We start from the raw sequence: 17874 nt of genomic DNA, 5'->3' as shown, positions 1-17874 counted from the left end.
CGGACAGCGCAGGCGGATCAGACGCCGTACTGCTTGAACCACGCCAGCATGCGCTTCCAGCCGTCCTCGGCCGCTTCCTTGCGGTAGCTGGGGCGATAGTCGGCATGGAAGGCGTGCGGGGTGTCGGGATAGATCACGATCTCCACCGTCTTGCCCGCCGCCCTGGCGGTGTCGCGCTGCTTCTCCACATCGGCCACCGGAATGCCGGTATCGGCCGCGCCATAGAGGCCCAGCACCGGCGCCTGGAGGGCGCCCGCCACATCGGCCGCCGTCTTGGGCTGGATGTCGGAGCGGTTGCCGCCCAGCGGGCCGTACCACGCCACGGCCGCCTTGATCTTCGGATTATGAGCCGCATAGAGCCACGTGGCGCGCCCGCCCCGGCAGAAGCCGGTCACGGCGAGGCGGTTGCCGTCGGCCTTCGAGTCCTTCACCGCCCAGGCGACGGAGGCGTCGAGGTCGGAGACCAGCTCGGCGTCCGGCTTCTTGGAGATGACCTGGCTGACGATCTGCTGCACATCGGTCATCTTGGTGAGGTCGCCCTGCCGGGCGTAAAGCTCGGGAGCAACCGCGCAATAGCCGAGCTTGGCGAGGCGGCGGCAGGTGTCCTTGATGTATTCGTGGACGCCGAAAATCTCCTCGATGACGATCACCAGCGGGAACGGGCCGTTGCCTTCCGGCATGGCGCGATAGCCCGGCATGTTGCCGTCGGAGGTGGGGATCTGCACGTCGCCGGCCACCAGCCCGGTGGCGTCGGTCTTGATGGCCTGCGCCAGCACGGTGGTGGTGGCGAGCGTAAAGCCGGTGATCAACGACGTCATGACGAAGCTGCGGCGCGAGAAAGGCTCACGCACCAGTCCATCGAGCCCCTCAAGCGTCGAAGACGGGGGCGTGGCAAGGGGAGAAGTCATGAAAACCTCCAGCAAACGGAAGGCGGATGCATCATCCTGCCGGCGGCCATGCGGAACGCACGGCCGGGACGGACGGCAGGAGCGGCCCGGAACCGGGCGCGCGAGAGTGGCACGCCTGACGTCGCGGGGCGAGGCCCGGCCGGCGGCCGATCGCAAACATTTCCGTCACCGGAGAGGAAGCGGCCGGACTGCCGCTGCCCCGCGCGCCACCGCTCAGGCGGTGGCCGCCTGCGGGCCCGCACACGCTTCCACGATGGCCAGCGCCAGTGCCTCCACGTCATAGGGCTTGCGGGCCAAAGGCGCGCCGGACAGCTCTTCCGGGATCATGGTCAGGTCCGCATAGCCGGAGGCGAACACGAAGGGGATGCCCCGCCGGCGCAGTTCCTGCGCCACGGGCACCGAGGTGCCGCTGCCCAGATTGACGTCCAGCACCGCCACGTCCGGCCGGAAATGGCCGAGCTTGCCGATGGCCTCCGCCGCCGAGCTGGCGGTCTCCACCGTCCGGGCGCCCTGCCCCAGCAGCATGGTCTCCACGTCGATGGCGATGAGCAGCTGATCTTCCACCAGCAGCACCGCCACGCCGTCCAGCGCGGGCGCGCCCCCCTCCGCCTCTCCCCGCGCGGCGGCGAGACCCTCGGCGGCGACCGGCGCGCTGGGCCAGGACACATAGCGGGCCGGCAGGAGGAAGCGGGCGCGCACGCCGCTCACCAGATAGTCCACCCGGCTTTCGCCGTTCAGGTCATAGGGCACGGAGCGGTCCACCAGCACCGAGCCGAAGCCCCGCCGCTCCGGCGGGCGCACGGTTGGGCCGCTGCTCTCGGTCCAGACGATCTCGCAGCTGCCGTCCGCCGTGGCGGACCATTGAACGTCCAGCTGCCCCGCCGCGACGCTCAGCGCGCCGTATTTGGCGGCGTTGGTGGCCAGTTCGTGCAGCACCAGCGCCATGACGGAAAAGGCCCGCGCGTCCAGAAGGACGGGCGGGCCGGACAGCGCCACGGCGGACTGGTCGCGATAGGGCGAGAGTTCGGCCGCCAGCAGTTCGCCGAGGATGCCGCCACCGTCGCCGCGCACCACCTGATCATGGGCATGGGCCAGCGCCTTGATGCGCCCGGCGAGCGTGGAGATGTAGGTTTCCAGCCCCGTGCCCGGCGCCACCGGATGGGACACCAGCGACTTGATGAGCGCCAGGATGTTCTTGACCCGGTGGTTCAGCTCCTCGTTGAGCAGGCGCTGGCGCACCTCGGCCTTGGAGCGCTCGTCGGCCAGAAGCTCATTGTGGCGCAGCACCACCTCCACCAGCGCCGTGCGGGCGGCCTCCGCGATCTCGCGGTCGGCGGCGGTCCAGGGGGTGGATTGGCGCTCCACCGTCTGCTTCCAGATGGCGAAGCTCTTGCGTGGGGTCAGGCGGTCGCCATGCACGCCGGTGGCGTACTGCTTGTCGGGATTGCCGGCCCATTCCAGCGTCTGCACCACCTCCTTGCGGAAGAAGAACAGATAGTCCTGTGCCCGCTGCGACAGGGAAATGGCCAGCACGCCGGACACCTCGGCGCTGTAGGCGGCGGCCTCGGGCAGCGCCTGCGCAAGCGCATGGGTGGCCCAGACGCGGCCGTCGCTGGCCTGCCCCACGAGGCGCGCCAGCGCCGGGATTTCGGACGCCGGCGGCGTATTGCCCGAGCCGCTCCAGGTGCCGTTCATCCAGAGGCCGATGCCGTTGGCCGGCATGAGGGTGGAGAATTCCGGCAGGCTGCTGGCCAGAAGATCGGACAGGTCCATGTGCCGCGAGGCGTGGCGCAGGATGCGGTCCAGCGTGGCGCGGGCGCGGGTGGCGGTGTCGAGCTTGGCGCGCTGGTTCACCGCCTCCAGATGCAGCGAGAAGAACTCGCCGAACATCTCCGCGCCGATGCGCTCGGACATGGAGAGCACGCGCGGGGAATAATGGTGGCAGGCGATCAGGCCCCACAATTCGCCGCCCACCACGATGGACAGCGACATGGAGGCGCTCACCCCCATGTTGCGCAGATACTCGCAATGGATGGGCGAGACGCTGCGCAGATGGGCGTAGGAGAGGTCCAGCGGCTCGCCGGAAGCATCCAGCACCGGCACCAGCGGGATGTAATGCCCCTCGGTATCGGAGACGATGCGCAGCGTGTTGCGCAGATAGAGCTCGCGCGCCTGCTTCGGAATGTCGGAGGCGGGGAAATACTGGCCGAGGAAGCTTTCCAGCGCCGGCGTCTTGGATTCGCTCACCACCTTGCCCGAGCCGTCATGCTCGAAGCGGTAGATCATCACCCGGTCGTAGCCGAGCAGCCCCTGCACGAGGCGCGTGGTGCGCTTGAGCAGCTGGCTCTCGTCCTTCAGGCGGCTGAGCTGGCTCACCAGCGCGCGCCCGAGCTCCACGGGGGAGATCTGCTTGCCGGTGGGCGCCGGCTCGAATTCGATCAGGGTGGCGCCCTTGTGCCGGTGCACGGCGATGTCGAGCGAACGCCCGTTCACCTCCACGCCCAGCATGAGCGCCGGGCGGGCGGGATTGGTGACGGTGGTCAGCGCGTTGCGCAGGTCATGGGCGAGCCGGCTGCCCACCATGGCGTCAAGGGACTGGCCGTTGATGTCCCCTGCCGGCAGCCCCAGCACATCTGCCGCATTGGCGGAGTGGCGCTCCACCCGCGCCGCGTCGGCGGAACAGGCGATCAGGCAGCCATGGGGTTGGATGCTGCCGGGGATATGGATGGGTTCGCGATCACAATTCGTCAGGTCGACGGTTTGAGCGTTCGGCATCGTCCAGTCTCGCGAAGGCTCTGCGCCCCGCTTCAAATACGGCGTTGGCCGAAGCTGCCGCCTCGTCGAGGTCAAGCGCCTCCTCGGCATCGAGGACGCTTACGAACTGTTTCCAAGTACCGGGCTGGGCAATTTGTTCCGCAAGATGTCGCGCGCCGTGCGCGGCGGTGAGGCCGAGCGCCCCGGCCTGTTGGTGCAGAAGGCGCGCGCCCAGCGTGGAACCCTCCAGCACGTAAAGGATTCCGAAGATGGCGGACGGGGTGAAGGACAAAGCCGCCGTCTCCTCCACCACATCGACGGCATCGCCGAGATCGGCGCGGTCCAGCGTCAGCAGGGCGGCCAGCGGCACGGGCAGCACGTCTTCCAGCGTGGTGGGCACGCGCACGGCGGCCAGCTGGCGCTCCAGCGGCGCCCGGAAGGCCTCCTGCCCGCGCAGATAGCGCTGATAGGCGGCTATGGAATTGAGGGGGCCAACGGCGGCCTCCAGTGCCTGATGCTGCTCCATGGTGCGCGCGCGGAGCTCGAAGCGATGCGACTTCTGCGTGCCCTGGAAACCCATGAGTTTGGTGCCCCCATTTCCCGTCAATTCGATCATAAGTGTAGGCTGCCACCGGGTAAACCTCACTGACGTGTCTTCCCCCCAAGGGCGCATTGATGGGCGCGTTGATGGGCGCATTGCCCCCGCGCCGTCGCATCGCTACATCTCTTCCCGTCATTACATGCCGGATGCCATGACCGTTTCTTCTCCTGCTGCAGACGCCAGCCTCTCCACCCCTGTCGATACGCTGCACATCGCCGTGGCGCAGCTGAACCCGATCGTGGGTGACGTGACGGGCAATACGGAGAAAGTGCGCGTCGCCCGTGCGCAAGCCGCCGATCAGGGCGCGGACCTCGTGGTCTTCTCCGAGCTGTTCCTGTCCGGCTATCCGCCGGAGGATCTGGTGCTCAAGCCCGCCTTCCAGGCCGCCTGCCGGGAAGCGCTGGAAGCTCTGGCCGCCGAGACCGCCACCGGCCCCGCCTTGCTGGTGGGCGCGCCGTGGAAGGAGGACGGGCACCTCTATAACGGCGTCTTCCTGCTGGAAGGCGGACGCATCACGGCGAAGCGCTTCAAGGTGGACCTGCCCAATTACGGCGTGTTCGACGAGAAGCGTGTGTTCTCCGCGGGCCCCCTGCCCGGCCCGATCCCGTTCCGGGGCGTGCGCCTCGGCGTGCCGGTGTGCGAGGACATCTGGGGGCCGGACGTGGTGGAGTGCCTCGCCGAGACCGGCGCGGAAATCCTCATCGTGCCCAACGGCTCGCCCTATCGCCGCTCGGTCTATGACGAGCGCGCCAACATCGCGGTGGCCCGCGTGGTGGAGAGCGGCCTGCCGCTGCTCTATGTCAATCAGGTGGGCGGGCAGGACGAACTGGTGTTCGACGGCGCCTCCTTCGCGCTCAATGCCGACCGCACGCTCGCCATGCAGTTCCCCGGCTTCGCCGAGCGGGTGCGCACCACGCAGTGGCAGCGGTTCGAGAATGGCTGGAAATGCCAGGAAGCCCCCTTCGCCGACCGGCTGGAAGGGGAAAAGGCGGACTATGCCGCCTGCGTGCTGGGTCTGCGGGACTATGTGAACAAGAACCGCTTCCCCGGCGTGGTGCTCGGCCTGTCCGGCGGCATCGACAGCGCCATCTGCGCCGCCATGGCGGTGGATGCGCTGGGGGCGGATCGCGTCCACTGCATCATGCTGCCCTACCGCTTCACCGCGCAGGACAGCCTCGACGATGCGGCCGACGTCGCCCGGAAACTTGGCGTGCGCTACGACACCCTGCCCATCGCGCCCGCCGTGGAAGCGCTGGAAGGCATCCTCTCGCCGCTGTTCGCAGGCCGGAACCGCGACGTGACGGAGGAGAACCTCCAGTCCCGCGTGCGCGGCACGCTGCTGATGTCGGTGTCCAACAAGTTCGGCGCCATGGTCGTGACCACCGGCAACAAGTCCGAGATGTCCACCGGCTATGCCACGCTCTATGGCGACATGAACGGCGGCTACAATCCCATCAAGGATCTCTACAAGACCGAGGTGTTCCGCCTCTCGCGCCTGCGCAACACATGGAAGCCTCTGGGCGCGCTCGGCCCGGACGGCGAGGTGATTGCCGACCGGCTGATCGACAAGCCGCCCACCGCCGAGCTGCGCGAGAACCAGAAGGATCAGGATTCCCTGCCGCCCTATGAGGTGCTGGACGCCATCCTCGCCCGCCTCGTGGAGGACGAGACCTCGGTTTCGGAACTGATCGCGGAAGGCTTCGACGCGGCGACCGTCAAGCGGGTGGACCGTATGCTGAACCTTGCCGAATACAAGCGCCGGCAGGCGGCGCCGGGGGTGAAGGTGACGACCCGCAACTTCGGCCGCGACCGCCGCTATCCCATCACCAACGGGTTTCGCGATCAGGGCTGAGGGCGGGGCCGCCATCGGACGCGGTTCGCATATCGCCCTCGCAATCCCGCATGGGATAAGCGTGATGACGAATTGATTCCGGCGCAGGATCGCCTATGCTGCGCCGCGATGGTGGTACAACCACCGTTATCGGATGATCCCTGCGGGAGAGACCGGCAAACCGCGAAAGCGGGGAACCGGCGCCGAAGGCGCAACCGCCCCGGAACCGCTCAGGCAACAAGGGCCGCAGGGTGACGAGCCTCTGGAAAGCAGTCGCGGACGCGATGCTGGCCGGAGCGTCTGGCGTTCGCCGCCTGTTGGCGTTGAACACTTGCGCACCGCCGTGCATCCCGACCCTGGCTCACCGAAGGAGTAAGCCGACCCGGCCCGCATCATGCGACCGGGCGCGGGTGAATCTCTCAGGTTCCTGCGACAGAGGGGGCGCCGCGCGGATCTTCACGATCCGCACATTTTGGCGCCTTGTTCGCGGAACCGATGCATGTCGCATGCCGACGATACGACCCCCCTTCTGAAGACCCCGCTCCACGCCGCTCATGCGGCCCTGGGGGCGAAACTCGTGCCTTTCGCGGGCTACGACATGCCGGTGCAATATCCCACCGGCATCCTGACCGAGCACAACTGGACCCGCGAGAGCGCCGGCCTGTTCGACGTCTCCCACATGGGGCAGGCCTCGCTCATCGGCCCGGACCACGCGACCACCGCGAAGGCACTGGAGGCGCTCATCCCCGCCGACATGCTGAACCTCAAGCCCGGCCAGCAGCGCTATTCGCAGCTGCTCGCGGAGGATGGCGGCATTCTCGACGACCTCATGGTCGCCCGCCCCTCCGATCCGACGAAGGACGGCGTCCTGCTGCTGGTGGTCAACGCCGCCTGCAAGACGGACGACTATGCCCACATCGCCGCCCGCCTGCCGGCCGGCGTGACGCTGGAGATCCACGAGGATCGCGCCCTCATCGCTCTTCAGGGCCCGAAGGCGGTGGACGTGATGGCCCGCCACGCCCCGGGCGCCGCCGACATGGCCTTCATGACCGTGCTGGTCACGACCTATGACGGCATCCCCATCTCCATCTCCCGCTCCGGCTATACCGGCGAGGACGGCTATGAGATCTCGGTCGCCGACGGCGATGCGGAGACGCTCTGGAACAAGCTGCTCGCCGAGCCGGAAGTGAAGCCCATCGGCCTCGGTGCCCGTGACTCGCTGCGCCTTGAAGCCGGCCTCTGCCTCTATGGCCACGACATCGACACCACCACCTCGCCGGTGGAAGGCGCGCTGGTGTGGTCGATCCAGAAGCGCCGCCGCGAGGAAGGCGGCTTCCCCGGCGCCGCGCGCATCCAGCGCGAGCTGAAGGACGGCCCCGCCCGCGTGCGTGTCGGCCTCACCTTCGAGGGCCGCGCCCCGGCCCGCGAGGGCGCGGAGATCGCCACCAAGGACGGCACCATCGTCGGCCGCATCACCTCCGGCGGCTTCGGCCCGACGCTCGGCGCGCCCATGGCGCTCGGCTACGTGCCCACCGCCCTCTCCGCTCCCGGCACCAAGGTCGACGTGATCGTCCGCGGCAAGCCACTTCCCGCCACCATCGCCACCACACCGTTCGTGCCGCAGCGCTACGTCCGCAAAACCGCAACCAAAGGGGCCTGACCAATGACCATCCGCTATTCCAAGGATCACGAATACGTCCGCCTCGAAGGCGATGTGGCCACCGTCGGCATCTCGCATTATGCGCAGGAGCAGCTCGGCGACGTGGTGTTCGTGGAGCTTCCCGCCGTCGGCAAGATCGTCGAGCAGGGCGGCGAGGCCGCCGTGGTGGAGAGCGTGAAGGCCGCCTCCGAGGTCTACGCCCCCGTCTCCGGCGAGGTGGTCGAGGTCAACAGCGAGCTGGAAGCCACCCCCGCCACCGTCAATGAAGACGCGGAAGGCAAGGGCTGGTTCCTGAAGCTGAAGCTCGCCAGCCAGGACGAGTTCAATGCCCTGATGAGCGAGGCCGACTACAAGGCCTATCTCGAAAGCCTCTGAGCGTCGGATCACCGATATGGCGCATCTCTACACAGCGACGATCCGCTGGGAGCGGGGCGAGGCCGTCTTCACCGACGGCCGCTACAGCCGCGCCCACCGGCTGATCTTCGACGGGCTGGAAGTGCCGGGCTCCTCGGCGCCCTCTTCCGTGCGCGTGCCGCTGTCGCGGGAAGATGCGCTCGATCCCGAGGAAGCGGTGGTGGCGGCTCTGTCGAGTTGCCACATGCTGTTCTTCCTCGATTTCGCCCGCAGAGCCGGCTTCACGGTGGACAGCTACACCGACGCTGCCACCGGCGAGATGGCGCCCAATGACAAGGGCAAGCTCTATCTCGCCACCATCACGCTGAAGCCCAATGTGGTGTTCAGCGGCTCAAAGGCGCCCACGGCCGAGGAGGTCGAGGCGCTGCATCACCATGCCCACGAGGAATGCTACATCGCCAATTCGGTGCGTGGCGACGTCCTCGTTCTTCCCGAATTTTCCGTGATCTAGCGCTTCAAGCGCGACAGAACCCGAGACAAGCATGCGCTATCTGCCCCTGACACAAGAGGACCGCACGGAGATGCTGGCGCGCATCGGCGCCACCTCCGTCGATGCCTTCTTCGCCGACATCCCGGCCGCGAAACTGAACCCCGGCTTGCCGGACCTGCCCGCCCACAAGAGCGAACTGGCTGTTGAGCGCGCGCTCGGCCGCCTCGCCGGCCAGAACGTGCCGGCCGGCTCCGTGCCCTTCTTCGTGGGTGCGGGCGCCTATCGCCACCATGTGCCGGCGACCGTGGATCACCTGATCCAGCGCTCCGAATTCCTGACCTCGTACACGCCGTACCAGCCGGAAATCGCGCAGGGCACGCTGCAATATCTGTTCGAGTTCCAGACCCAGGTGGCCCAGCTCACCGGCATGGATGTGGCCAACGCCTCCATGTATGACGGCTCCACCGCCGCCGCCGAGGCGGTGCTGATGGCCCACCGCGTCACCAAGCGCCGCAAGGCGGTGGTCGCGGGCAACGTGCACCCGCACTATCGCGAGACCATCGCCACCGTGTCGCGCTATGCTGACGACACCGTGACCGCGCTCACCCCCGCCCCCGAGGGCGGCGAGGACATCCTGTCCGCCATCGACGCCGAGACCTCCTGCGTGGTGGTGCAGAGCCCCGACGTGTTCGGCCATATCGTCGATCTGAAGCCCATCGCCGAGAAGGCCCATGCGGCCGGCGCGCTGCTGATCGCGGTGTTCACCGAAGTGGTGTCGCTCGGCCTCATCGAGCCGGCGGGCGCGCAGGGCGCCGACATCGTGGTGGGCGAGGGCCAGTCCATCGGCAACCCGCTCACCTTCGGCGGGCCTTATGTTGGGCTCTTCGCCACCCGCACCAAGTTCATCCGCCAGATGCCCGGCCGCCTCGCCGGCGAGACCGTGGATGCGGACGGCAAGCGCGGCTTCGTGCTGACGCTTTCCACCCGCGAGCAGCACATCCGCCGCGAGAAGGCGACCTCCAACATCTGCACCAATTCGGGCCTGTGCGCGCTCGCCTTCACCATCCATCTCACCCTGCTGGGCGAGACGGGGCTGACGCGGCTTGCCCGGCTCAACCACGCCAATGCCTGCAAGCTCGCCGATGCGCTGGCGAAGGTTCCCGGCGTGCAGGTGCTCAACAAGAGCTTCTTCAACGAATTCACCATCCGCGTGCCCGGCAAGGCGGCGGACGTGATCGAGAAGCTCGCCGACAAGGACATTCTCGGCGGCGTGCCGTATGCGCGCCTTGCCGCCAAGGCCGGCCTCGACGACCTGATCCTCGTCGCCGCCACCGAGATCAACACGGATGAAGATCGCGCCGCCTACGTGGCCGCGCTGAAGGAGGTGCTGGCATGAACCGCGAAGGCCGCGGGGCGACGACCCCCATCACCACTGGCACCCCTGCCCCCACCACCTTCACCGGCAACCACGCGCTGGAGCTGGAAGAGGGCCTGCTGTTCGAGATCGGCCGCACGGAAGTCACCGGCGTCGATATCGAGGATGCCGGCGACTTCACCTCCCGCCTCGGCGGTCATGAGCGCAAGCTCAGCCTCGACCTGCCCGGCCTCGCCGAGCCGGAGGCCATGCGCCATTACGTGCGCCTGTCGCGCCAGAATTACGGCATCGACAGCGGCCTGTTCCCGCTCGGCTCGTGCACCATGAAGCACAACCCGCGCCTCAACGAGAAGATGGCCCGCCTGCCCGGCTTCGCCGACGTGCATCCCTTGCAGCCGGCCTCCACCGTGCAGGGCGCGCTCGGCGTCATCAAGGAGCTGTCGCGCTGGCTGCTCTCGCTCACCGGCATGCAGGCGGTCGCCTTCACGCCCAAGGCGGGCGCCCATGGCGAGCTGTGCGGCATGATGGCCATCAAGGCCGCGCACATCGCCAACGGCCAGAAGCGTGACATCGTGCTGGTGCCCGAGAGCGCCCACGGCACCAACCCTGCCACCGCTGCCCTCATCGGCTATCAGGTGAAGTCCATCCCGGCCCGCGCGGACGGCACGGTGGATGTGGAGTCCGTGAAGGCGGCGCTCTCCCCGCAGGTTGCTGCGCTGATGCTCACCAACCCGAACACCTGCGGCCTGTTCGAGCGCGACGTGGTGGAGATCGCCGACGCCGTGCACGCGGCGGGCGCGTATTTCTATGCGGACGGCGCCAACTTCAACGCCATCCTCGGCAAGGTGAAGGTGGGTGAGCTGGGCGTGGACGCCATGCACATCAACCTGCACAAGACCTTCTCCACCCCGCACGGCGGCGGCGGCCCCGGCGCCGGCCCGGTGGTGCTCTCGGCAGCTCTCGCCCCCTTCGCCCCGGTGCCTGCCGTGGTGACGGACGGCGAGTCCCTGCGCCTCGTGGAAGAGGAAGGCGAGGCAGGTGCCGATCAGGCGCTTGGCCGCATGAGCGCCTTCCACGGCCAGATGGGCATGTTCGTGCGTGCGCTCTCCTGGATGCTCTCCCACGGCGCGGACGGCATGCAGCAGGCGTCGGAAGATGCGGTGCTCTCGGCCAACTACATCCGCGCCTGCCTGAAGGACGTGATGAGCGTGCCCTATGGCGAGCGCCCGGCCATGCATGAGGCGCTGTTCGACGATGCCTGGCTGGAGGGCACGGGCCTCTCCACGCTCGACATCGCCAAGGCGCTGATCGACGAGGGCTATCACCCGATGACGGTGTATTTCCCGCTCGTCGTCCACGGCGCCATGCTGATCGAGCCGACCGAGAGCGAGTCCAAGGCCTCCCTGGACCTGTTCATCGGCGCGCTGCGCGATCTCGCCTTCGCGGCGAAGGCGGGCGAGAAGGAGCGCTTCCTCGGCGCTCCGCACTATGCCCCGCGCCGCCGTCTCGACGAGACCCGCGCCGCCCGCGCCCCGGTGCTGCGCTGGACCCGTCCGCCGCTGGCTGAAGCCGCCGAGTGAACTGAGCAGCGCTCAACAGGATGAAGAAGGCCCGGTCTGGGATGCCAGACCGGGCCTTTTTGTTTGCGCTGTTGAGCGATGGGCTTTCGGGAGCACCTTGCCCCACCCGCGTAACCTGCCCCCTCTCCCACCTGCGGGGGAGGGTTGGGGAGGGGGCAAAGGCGCGACCTCACCAAACGCCGCGCCCGGTCCCCCGCGTCCGCCGTGCTGCGCACGGCGCCCCCTCCCTGCCCTCCCCCGCAAGCGGGAGAGGGGGAAATTGGATGGGACGGCGCCTAAGCTGAACAGGTGCTGTTTGGCAGAAGAGCCCTCACCCCACCCGCGCGCGCCTGCGGTTGCGCAGGCGCTGCAAGGGGGCGGCGAGGATCAAGAGGCCGCCGACGATCAGCGCCATGCCGGCGAAGCGCACCGGCGGAAAGCGCTCGCCCAGCACAAGCGCCGCCGAGAGCATGCCGAACAGCGGCACCAGCAAAGCGAAGGGCGCCACCGTGCCCGCCGGATAGGTCTTCAAGAGCAGACCCCAGATGCCGAAACCGATCAGCGTGGTGGGCACCGCCAGATAGAACACCGCGCCATAGGCCAGGAGGTCCGCCTTCGCCATGGAGGCGACGATCACCGGCCAGCCCTCGAACATCAGCGAGAGCAGGAAGGAGGGGATGGGCAGGATGACGCTCATCCACACCACCATGGGCAGCATGTCCACCTTGCCGGCGCCGCGCATCAGCACGTTGCCGAGGCCGAAGCTGAGCGCCGCGATCAGGGTGAGGCCAAGGCCGAGATAGGTCACGTCCACGCCCACCGAGAGCGCGATCAGCCCGAGGCCGCAGAAGGCCACCGCCACGCCGGAGAGCTGCCGCACGGAGGGCTTCTCGCCCAGCATCAGCGCCGCCAGCAGGATGGTGAAGAAGGACTGCGCCTGGATCACCAGCGAGGAGAGACCCGGCGGCATGCCGTTGTCGATGCCGAGGAAGACGAAGACGAACTGGCCGAGAAACAGGGTGGCCGAGATCAGCAGCAGCTGCCGTAGCGGCAGCTTGGGCGGGCGGATGACCAGCGCCGGCAGCGCGGCGAGGATGAAGCGCAGGGTGGTCAGCAGCAGCGGCGGGAAGGTGTCGAGGCCGACGCGGATGGCAACGAAATTGAAGCCCCAGATGGCCGCCGTCAGCACGGCCAGGGCGATGTGGCGGGGAGCCATGACACACAATCCGAACAGGGAATTCGCTGCGCCGGATTTCTCGCGCGAACTCCCGAAACTTCAGGGCGGAGACCGCAGGGGGAGCGGCCCATGGGATGCGCTTTCCGCGCGGGCCGTCGCTTGGCGACGCGGGCGACCCTTGATGATCCAGCCCTACAGCGATTGTTGCCGCAACGCCACCTTGCATTGAGTCGTTTTCAGCAAGAGGCCAATAACGCCGTAAGCTGATGCCTCCCGGCAACATGCGGCCAAACGCGTTTCAGTCGCGATTTCTTGGTCCTACGGCATTTTGCCTTCCCCTACGTCCAAGGTCTTGTTGACAGCGTGCGACGGCTGCGCCCGGAATGCGCGCGGGACGTGTGCGGACCGTCGTCAGACGAAATGGGTCCGGGGGGCGCCCCACAAGAAAAAGCGAAGCAACGCAGGCAATCGTCTTTCGAGGAGACGCCTATGTGGAACCAGGTCTATGACCCGTTCGGCAGCATGCTGCTGTCCACGCTCGTGGCAGCCATTCCCGTCGTCACGCTGCTCTTCCTCATCGCCACCAACAAGGTGAAGGCCCATTGGGCGGCGGTGATCGCGCTGATCGTGGCGCTGGCCGTCGTCATCATCGCCTTCGGCATGCCCACCGGCCTTGCGCTACGCGCCACCGGGCTCGGCGTCGTCACCGGCCTGTTCCCCATCGGCTGGATCATCCTCAACGTCATCTTCCTCTATCGGCTGACGGTCGAGAAAGGCTGGTTCGACACGCTCCAGCAATCCATCGGCGGCATCAGCGCCGACCGGCGCATCCAGCTGCTGTTGATCGCGTTTGCGTTCGGCGCCTTCTTCGAGGGCGCGTCCGGTTTCGGCACGCCGGTGGCGGTCACGGGCGCCTTGTTGATCGGCCTCGGCTTCTCGCCGCTGGCGGCTTCCGGCCTCTCGCTCATCGCCAATACGGCCCCCGTGGCCTATGGCGCGCTCGGCACGCCCATCCAGGGGCTGGCCAGCGTCACCGGGCTCGATCCCTATCTGCTCGGCGCCATGGTGGGCCGGCAGCTGCCCTTCTTCTCGCTGATCGTGCCGTTCTGGCTGATCTGGGTGTTCGCCGGCTGGCGCGGCATGATGCAGGTGTGGCCAGCCATTCTCGTCACCGGCGTCTCCTTCGCCGTGCCGCAGTATCTGATCTCGAACTTCATCAATCCGTGGATCGTCGATATCGGCGCCTCCATCATCTCCATGATCTGCCTCGTCGCCTTTCTTCAGGTGTGGCAGCCGAAGGAGCTGTGGCTCTCCGCCAAGCTGCGCGTGAAGGACAACAGCGCCGACACCATGCCCCCGCGCCCCGTGTCCAAGCGCAAGGCGACGAAGGAAGAGGTGATCTGGTCGTGGGTGCCGTGGGTCATCCTCTCGGTGGTGGTCGGCATCTGGGGCACCGGCTGGTTCAAGGCCTGGGTGAACCCCTACACCACCATCGCCATTCCGGTTGAGGGCCTGCACAATCTCATCATCAAGGTGCCCCCGGTGGTGGCGAAACCCATCCCCGAGGGTGCGGTCTTCGCCTTCACCTACCTGTCCTATACGGGCACGGGCATCCTGATCGCCGCCGTGCTGGCGGCCATCGTGATGAAGTTCTCGCCCATCCGGCTCATCAAGGCCTATTTCGAGACGCTGTGGGTGGTGCGCTGGTCGCTGCTGACCATCGCCGCCATGCTCGCCATCGGCACCCTCACCCGCTACTCGGGCGTGGACGCGACGCTGGGTCTGGCGTTCGCCAATGCCGGCTTCCTCTATCCCTTCTTCGGCACCTTGCTGGGGTGGCTCGGCGTGGCGCTGACGGGATCGGACACGGCCTCCAACGTGCTGTTCGGCGGCTTGCAGAAGATCACCGCCGAGCAGTTGGGCCTCTCCCCCATCCTCATGGGCGCGGCCAATTCATCCGGCGGCGTCATGGGCAAGATGATCGACGCGCAGTCCATCGTGGTGGCCTCTACCGCCACCAACTGGTTCGGCCACGAGGGCACGATCCTGCGCTTCGTGTTCTGGCACTCCATCGTGCTCGCCTGTCTGGTGGGCGTGCTGGTGATGCTGCAGGCCTATGTCTGGCCCTTCTCGGCCATGGTCATCCACTGACCCTTCGGGTTGTCGCAAACGGAAAGGGCCGGCGCACCGCGCCGGCCCTTGGTGCGTGGTGGCTGAAAGTCGCCGGACCCGCGCCCATATGATAGGTTGAGAGGCATTTTCGCACCGGAGGGTTGCATGACGTCCAGCCCCGAGCCCAAGCCATCGCTCGCTGGCAAGTCGTCGCGTGAGAAGACGCGTGCACGGAACGCTGCGATGCGCGCCCAAGGGCTGCGCCCGGTCACGATCTGGGTGCCCGACGTGAACTCGCCAGCCTTCAAGGCAGAGGCTGCACGCCAGTCACGTCTGGTGGCGGAGAGCCCCCATGACGCCGAGGATCAGGCCTTCATCGACGCGGTGACGGACTGGAGCGAGGAGTGAAGCGCGGCAATATCTGGACGGTCGCAGGCGGGACGGATTATGCGGGCAAGCCCCGTCCGGCAGTGATCGTGCAGGATGACAGCTTCTCGATCAATTCGATCACCGTCTGCATCTTCACCTCCACGGCTATCGAAGCCCCTTTGCTGCGACCGCTGGTCGAGCCCAGCGCCCGCAACGGCTTGCGCACGGCCTGCCGGCTGATGGTGGACAAGATCAGCACCGTCCCCAGATCGAAGCTCGGTATCAGAATCGGGAGGCTGGAGGACGAAGACATCGACCAGCTTAACCAGGCGATGCTTGTCTTCTTCGGCTTGACTGCTTCCTCGCAAGCCAAAGACCCAGCCTGATCCCTCAGTCGTCGCCCGGTATGGCTTCCGGCAGGGGGAAGGGCGAGGGCTGCGGAATGGGGATGGTGTAGTAGCGGCGCTGGGCGATGCCGCCTTCGGTGAACGGCCCCTTCGTCACGCTCCCCGTGGTGGTCGGCTCCGCATAGGAGCGCGTGCCAGACGACGGCGGGACGTAGGACGGCGTGGTGGAAGACATGGGCCCCGGATAGCGCGGCTGCGAGGGCAACGCGCCCGGCGGCAGCAGCACCGGCTGGTGCGCATCCCCCGCGCCATAACCCTGCTGGCCATAGCCCTGTTGCGGCTGGCCCTGCGGCCGGTATTGCGGCTGGGGCTGCTGATAGCCCTGCTGCTGACCATACCCTTGCTGGCCCGAGCCCTGCCCGTAACCCTGCCCCTGTCCGTAGCCCTGCTGGTTGTAACCCTGCTGCGGATAGCCCTGTTGCGGCGGGGCGGAAACCTGCGGCGTGCCATAGGCCGGCTGGCGGCCGTAATTGTTCTGCGGGGGAACCTGCTGCGGCTGCTGCGCCTGCGGCACGCCGTTCGGCGAGATGTCCTGCGGTTCGCCCGCATCCATCTCGGCGGGTTCCTCCGTCTGCGGGGCCTCCTGCATCTCGCCCTGCTGGGGCTGGCCGTAACCCTGCTGCGGCACCGGGGCCACCGGCCCACGGCCGAGCCCACCCTGCGGCTGGAAGCCGCCAGCCGGGGCCGAGACGCTGAGCGCCGGGGGCGGCGCGGGCATGGGCGCGGGCTTGGGCTTGCAGATCAGGCGCTGGGTCTTGCGCCGCATCAGGTCCACATGGATGTGGTTGTAGTGAAAGACGTTGGACCCAGGCGCCAGCACGGTGGTGAAGCGCTCGCACGCGCCCGCCTGCACCTGAAGCAGGAAGCCGCGCGCCTCCGTCGGGCCCTTCCAGCCGTTCTGCACCGAAATGTCCACGCCATTGGCGAAGCGGAAGCCGCCCACGTCCAGCGCATTGCCGAAGGCGTGCTCGGAAATCTTGGCCCCGGCCTGCCCGTTCATGCCGCGGCAGGAATAGGAGGACATCTGCTTGATGGCGACCACGGGCGCGCCCATCCAGGCCATGGCGGCGGGCTGCACCACTTCGGCGATCCAGGCATCCACTTCGCGGATCATGGGGCAGGCGAGCGTGGCCCTGGGCTTGATCTCCACCGAGCCCTCGCCCAGCGCCGTCACCTTGAAGGGACGCGTCATGCCGCAGGTGCCGGCGCCCTCGATGGGGCTCATGGGCTCGATATAGACGGAGCGCTTCACACCGCCCTCGGCGATGCATTTCTCCTCCGCCTCGGCGCGCCAGGGCTCACGCTGCTGGAACCCGAAGTTGCAGCCAGCGAGAAGGAGCCCCACGCAGACAAGCGGGGCTAAGAAGGACCAGGAAACGCCGCGCGTCATGCCGCAAGAGTGCGGCAAACGTCGTTGCGAGCCCGTTAAGACCCTGATGCAAATGGAGGTTTCCCCGCACCAGAAAAGGGAAAACGGCCCGTTGCGGCCGGGAAAGCGCCCCTGTGGTTAATGCGGGGTTAACGGGGGCGAGGCTGAGCGCCCCCACCGGAATCCGCGACCAATCGCCCGGCGCATCCGGGGCCGGCCCGAACCGCCAATCAACTGTCACGCGCGCGGACTAGCGTGCGCGCGGGATAGAGCGGACGCGGGCGTGGGGCGCCGTCCGAAAGAGGTGGGCGATGACCGATCATATTTACAACGTTCTTTTTCTCTGCACGGGCAATTCCGCCCGTTCGATCATGGCCGAGGCCATGCTGAACAAGCTCGGTGCCGGGCGCTTCCGCGCCTTCTCGGCCGGCAGCCGGCCCAAGGGCGCGGTCAATCCCGTCGCCCTTGAGGTGCTGGTGAACTCCGACTTCCCCGTCGAGGGCCTGCATTCCAAGAGCTGGTCCGAGTTCACCAAGCCCGGCGCGCCGGAGATGGATTTCATCTTCACGGTCTGCGACGACGTGGCGGGCGAGGCCTGCCCGGTATGGGCCGGCCATGCCTCGACGGCCCACTGGGGCATCGAGGATCCCGCGCTGGTGGAAGGCACCGACCTTGAGCGCCGCACCGCCTTCGTGAAGGCGCAGCGCTATCTCAAGAACCGCATCCAGGCCTTCGCATCCCTGCCGATCCGCAGCCTCGACGGCCTTGCCCTGAAGACCCAGCTCGCGGCCATCGGCCAGATCACCGAAGCGCCGAAGGCCGAAGCCCCGGCGGCCTGACACGGCCTGAAAACGAAGATGGCGGGCCTCGGCCCGCCATCTCCTTAATCCAGCAATCTCAAGCTTCGG

15 protein-coding genes and 1 riboswitch are annotated in these 17874 nt (G+C 67.6%); of the genes, 10 read left to right on the top strand and 5 right to left on the bottom strand.

The genetic code is table 11. The features are described 5' to 3' along the window. Positions 1–17: 17 nt before the first annotated feature. From IEW24_RS00690 to IEW24_RS00680, 3 genes are all read right to left on the bottom strand, one after another. Positions 18–908, bottom strand: coding sequence for a dienelactone hydrolase family protein (locus IEW24_RS00690; RefSeq protein WP_188574453.1), 891 nt, complete (start codon positions 906–908; stop codon positions 18–20). A 213-nt stretch (positions 909–1121) separates the two neighbouring features. Next, entirely contained in the window at positions 1122–3683 is a 2562-nt protein-coding gene (locus tag IEW24_RS00685; RefSeq protein ID WP_188574451.1) for an HWE histidine kinase domain-containing protein, read from the bottom strand. After that, a complete protein-coding gene (locus tag IEW24_RS00680) occupies positions 3646–4278 on the bottom strand; it encodes a biliverdin-producing heme oxygenase (RefSeq protein WP_188574449.1) in 633 nt (210 codons plus the stop codon). The genes IEW24_RS00685 and IEW24_RS00680 overlap by 38 nt, the downstream gene beginning before the upstream one ends. 136 nt (positions 4279–4414) lie before the next feature. On the opposite strand from IEW24_RS00680, the gene IEW24_RS00675 reads away from it, so the two are divergent. The 6 genes from IEW24_RS00675 (at position 4415) to gcvPB (ending at position 11553) form a co-directional block, all read left to right on the top strand. Next, positions 4415–6115 carry an NAD+ synthase gene (locus IEW24_RS00675; RefSeq protein ID WP_188574448.1) on the top strand — a complete coding sequence of 567 codons (1701 nt, stop codon included), beginning with the start codon at positions 4415–4417 and terminating at the stop codon, positions 6113–6115. A gap of 133 nt (positions 6116–6248) precedes the next feature. Then, positions 6249–6351: riboswitch (glycine riboswitch) on the top strand. A gap of 242 nt (positions 6352–6593) precedes the next feature. Beyond that, the gene (gcvT, locus tag IEW24_RS00670) at positions 6594–7754 is read left to right on the top strand and encodes a glycine cleavage system aminomethyltransferase GcvT (protein ID WP_188574445.1); all 1161 of its coding nucleotides are present in this window, start codon (positions 6594–6596) and stop codon (positions 7752–7754) included. Positions 7755–7757: 3 nt separating this feature from the next. After that, entirely contained in the window at positions 7758–8129 is a 372-nt protein-coding gene (gene gcvH / locus IEW24_RS00665) for a glycine cleavage system protein GcvH (protein ID WP_188574444.1), read from the top strand. 16 nt (positions 8130–8145) lie between these two features. After that, positions 8146–8619, top strand: a complete 474-nt coding sequence (locus IEW24_RS00660; RefSeq protein WP_188574441.1) for an OsmC family protein — start codon at positions 8146–8148, stop codon at positions 8617–8619. A 31-nt stretch (positions 8620–8650) separates the two neighbouring features. Beyond that, a complete protein-coding gene (gene gcvPA / locus IEW24_RS00655; protein ID WP_188574439.1) occupies positions 8651–9994 on the top strand; it encodes an aminomethyl-transferring glycine dehydrogenase subunit GcvPA in 1344 nt (447 codons plus the stop codon). Further along, complete coding sequence (gene gcvPB, locus IEW24_RS00650; protein ID WP_188574437.1) at positions 9991–11553, top strand: aminomethyl-transferring glycine dehydrogenase subunit GcvPB; 1563 nt, start codon at positions 9991–9993, stop codon at positions 11551–11553. The genes gcvPA and gcvPB overlap by 4 nt, the downstream gene beginning before the upstream one ends. Positions 11554–11863: 310 nt before the next feature. Here the strand turns inward: gcvPB and IEW24_RS00645 are convergent, their stop codons facing one another. Continuing rightward, a complete protein-coding gene (locus IEW24_RS00645; protein ID WP_188574435.1) occupies positions 11864–12748 on the bottom strand; it encodes an EamA family transporter in 885 nt (294 codons plus the stop codon). A 450-nt stretch (positions 12749–13198) separates the two neighbouring features. On the opposite strand from IEW24_RS00645, the gene IEW24_RS00640 reads away from it, so the two are divergent. From IEW24_RS00640 to IEW24_RS00630, 3 genes are all read left to right on the top strand, one after another. Beyond that, positions 13199–14860, top strand: coding sequence for an L-lactate permease (locus tag IEW24_RS00640; protein ID WP_188574432.1), 1662 nt, complete (start codon positions 13199–13201; stop codon positions 14858–14860). A 126-nt stretch (positions 14861–14986) separates the two neighbouring features. Further along, entirely contained in the window at positions 14987–15229 is a 243-nt protein-coding gene (locus IEW24_RS00635) for an antitoxin MazE family protein (RefSeq protein ID WP_188574431.1), read from the top strand. After that, positions 15226–15576, top strand: coding sequence for a type II toxin-antitoxin system PemK/MazF family toxin (locus tag IEW24_RS00630; RefSeq protein WP_188574430.1), 351 nt, complete (start codon positions 15226–15228; stop codon positions 15574–15576). The genes IEW24_RS00635 and IEW24_RS00630 overlap by 4 nt, the downstream gene beginning before the upstream one ends. 4 nt (positions 15577–15580) lie before the next feature. Here IEW24_RS00630 and IEW24_RS00625 read toward each other — a convergent pair whose 3' ends face one another. Continuing rightward, positions 15581–16942 carry an extensin-like domain-containing protein gene (locus IEW24_RS00625; protein WP_244644065.1) on the bottom strand — a complete coding sequence of 454 codons (1362 nt, stop codon included), beginning with the start codon at positions 16940–16942 and terminating at the stop codon, positions 15581–15583. A gap of 335 nt (positions 16943–17277) precedes the next feature. Here IEW24_RS00625 and IEW24_RS00620 point away from each other — a divergent pair, with 335 nt between their 5' ends. Continuing rightward, complete coding sequence (locus tag IEW24_RS00620) at positions 17278–17805, top strand: arsenate reductase ArsC (RefSeq protein WP_188574428.1); 528 nt, start codon at positions 17278–17280, stop codon at positions 17803–17805. Positions 17806–17874: the final 69 nt, after the last annotated feature.

It is taken from the genome of Azorhizobium oxalatiphilum (genome assembly GCF_014635325.1).
Classification (GTDB): domain Bacteria; phylum Pseudomonadota; class Alphaproteobacteria; order Rhizobiales; family Xanthobacteraceae; genus Azorhizobium; species Azorhizobium oxalatiphilum.
Note: the sequence above shows the minus strand (reverse complement) of the source record. Positions and strands in the feature narration are given on the sequence as shown.

What these genes read in the sequence shown, in the direction of transcription:
- IEW24_RS00690 (WP_188574453.1), bottom strand. Translation starts at nt 908, where the DNA reads ATGACTTCTCCCCTTGCCACGCCCCCGTCTTCGACGCTTGAGGGGCTC.
- IEW24_RS00685 (WP_188574451.1), bottom strand. Translation starts at nt 3,683, where the DNA reads ATGCCGAACGCTCAAACCGTCGACCTGACGAATTGTGATCGCGAACCC.
- IEW24_RS00680 (WP_188574449.1), bottom strand. Translation starts at nt 4,278, where the DNA reads ATGATCGAATTGACGGGAAATGGGGGCACCAAACTCATGGGTTTCCAG.
- IEW24_RS00675 (WP_188574448.1), top strand. Translation starts at nt 4,415, where the DNA reads ATGACCGTTTCTTCTCCTGCTGCAGACGCCAGCCTCTCCACCCCTGTC.
- gcvT (WP_188574445.1), top strand. Translation starts at nt 6,594, where the DNA reads ATGTCGCATGCCGACGATACGACCCCCCTTCTGAAGACCCCGCTCCAC.
- gcvH (WP_188574444.1), top strand. Translation starts at nt 7,758, where the DNA reads ATGACCATCCGCTATTCCAAGGATCACGAATACGTCCGCCTCGAAGGC.
- IEW24_RS00660 (WP_188574441.1), top strand. Translation starts at nt 8,146, where the DNA reads ATGGCGCATCTCTACACAGCGACGATCCGCTGGGAGCGGGGCGAGGCC.
- gcvPA (WP_188574439.1), top strand. Translation starts at nt 8,651, where the DNA reads ATGCGCTATCTGCCCCTGACACAAGAGGACCGCACGGAGATGCTGGCG.
- gcvPB (WP_188574437.1), top strand. Translation starts at nt 9,991, where the DNA reads ATGAACCGCGAAGGCCGCGGGGCGACGACCCCCATCACCACTGGCACC.
- IEW24_RS00645 (WP_188574435.1), bottom strand. Translation starts at nt 12,748, where the DNA reads ATGGCTCCCCGCCACATCGCCCTGGCCGTGCTGACGGCGGCCATCTGG.
- IEW24_RS00640 (WP_188574432.1), top strand. Translation starts at nt 13,199, where the DNA reads ATGTGGAACCAGGTCTATGACCCGTTCGGCAGCATGCTGCTGTCCACG.
- IEW24_RS00635 (WP_188574431.1), top strand. Translation starts at nt 14,987, where the DNA reads ATGACGTCCAGCCCCGAGCCCAAGCCATCGCTCGCTGGCAAGTCGTCG.
- IEW24_RS00620 (WP_188574428.1), top strand. Translation starts at nt 17,278, where the DNA reads ATGACCGATCATATTTACAACGTTCTTTTTCTCTGCACGGGCAATTCC.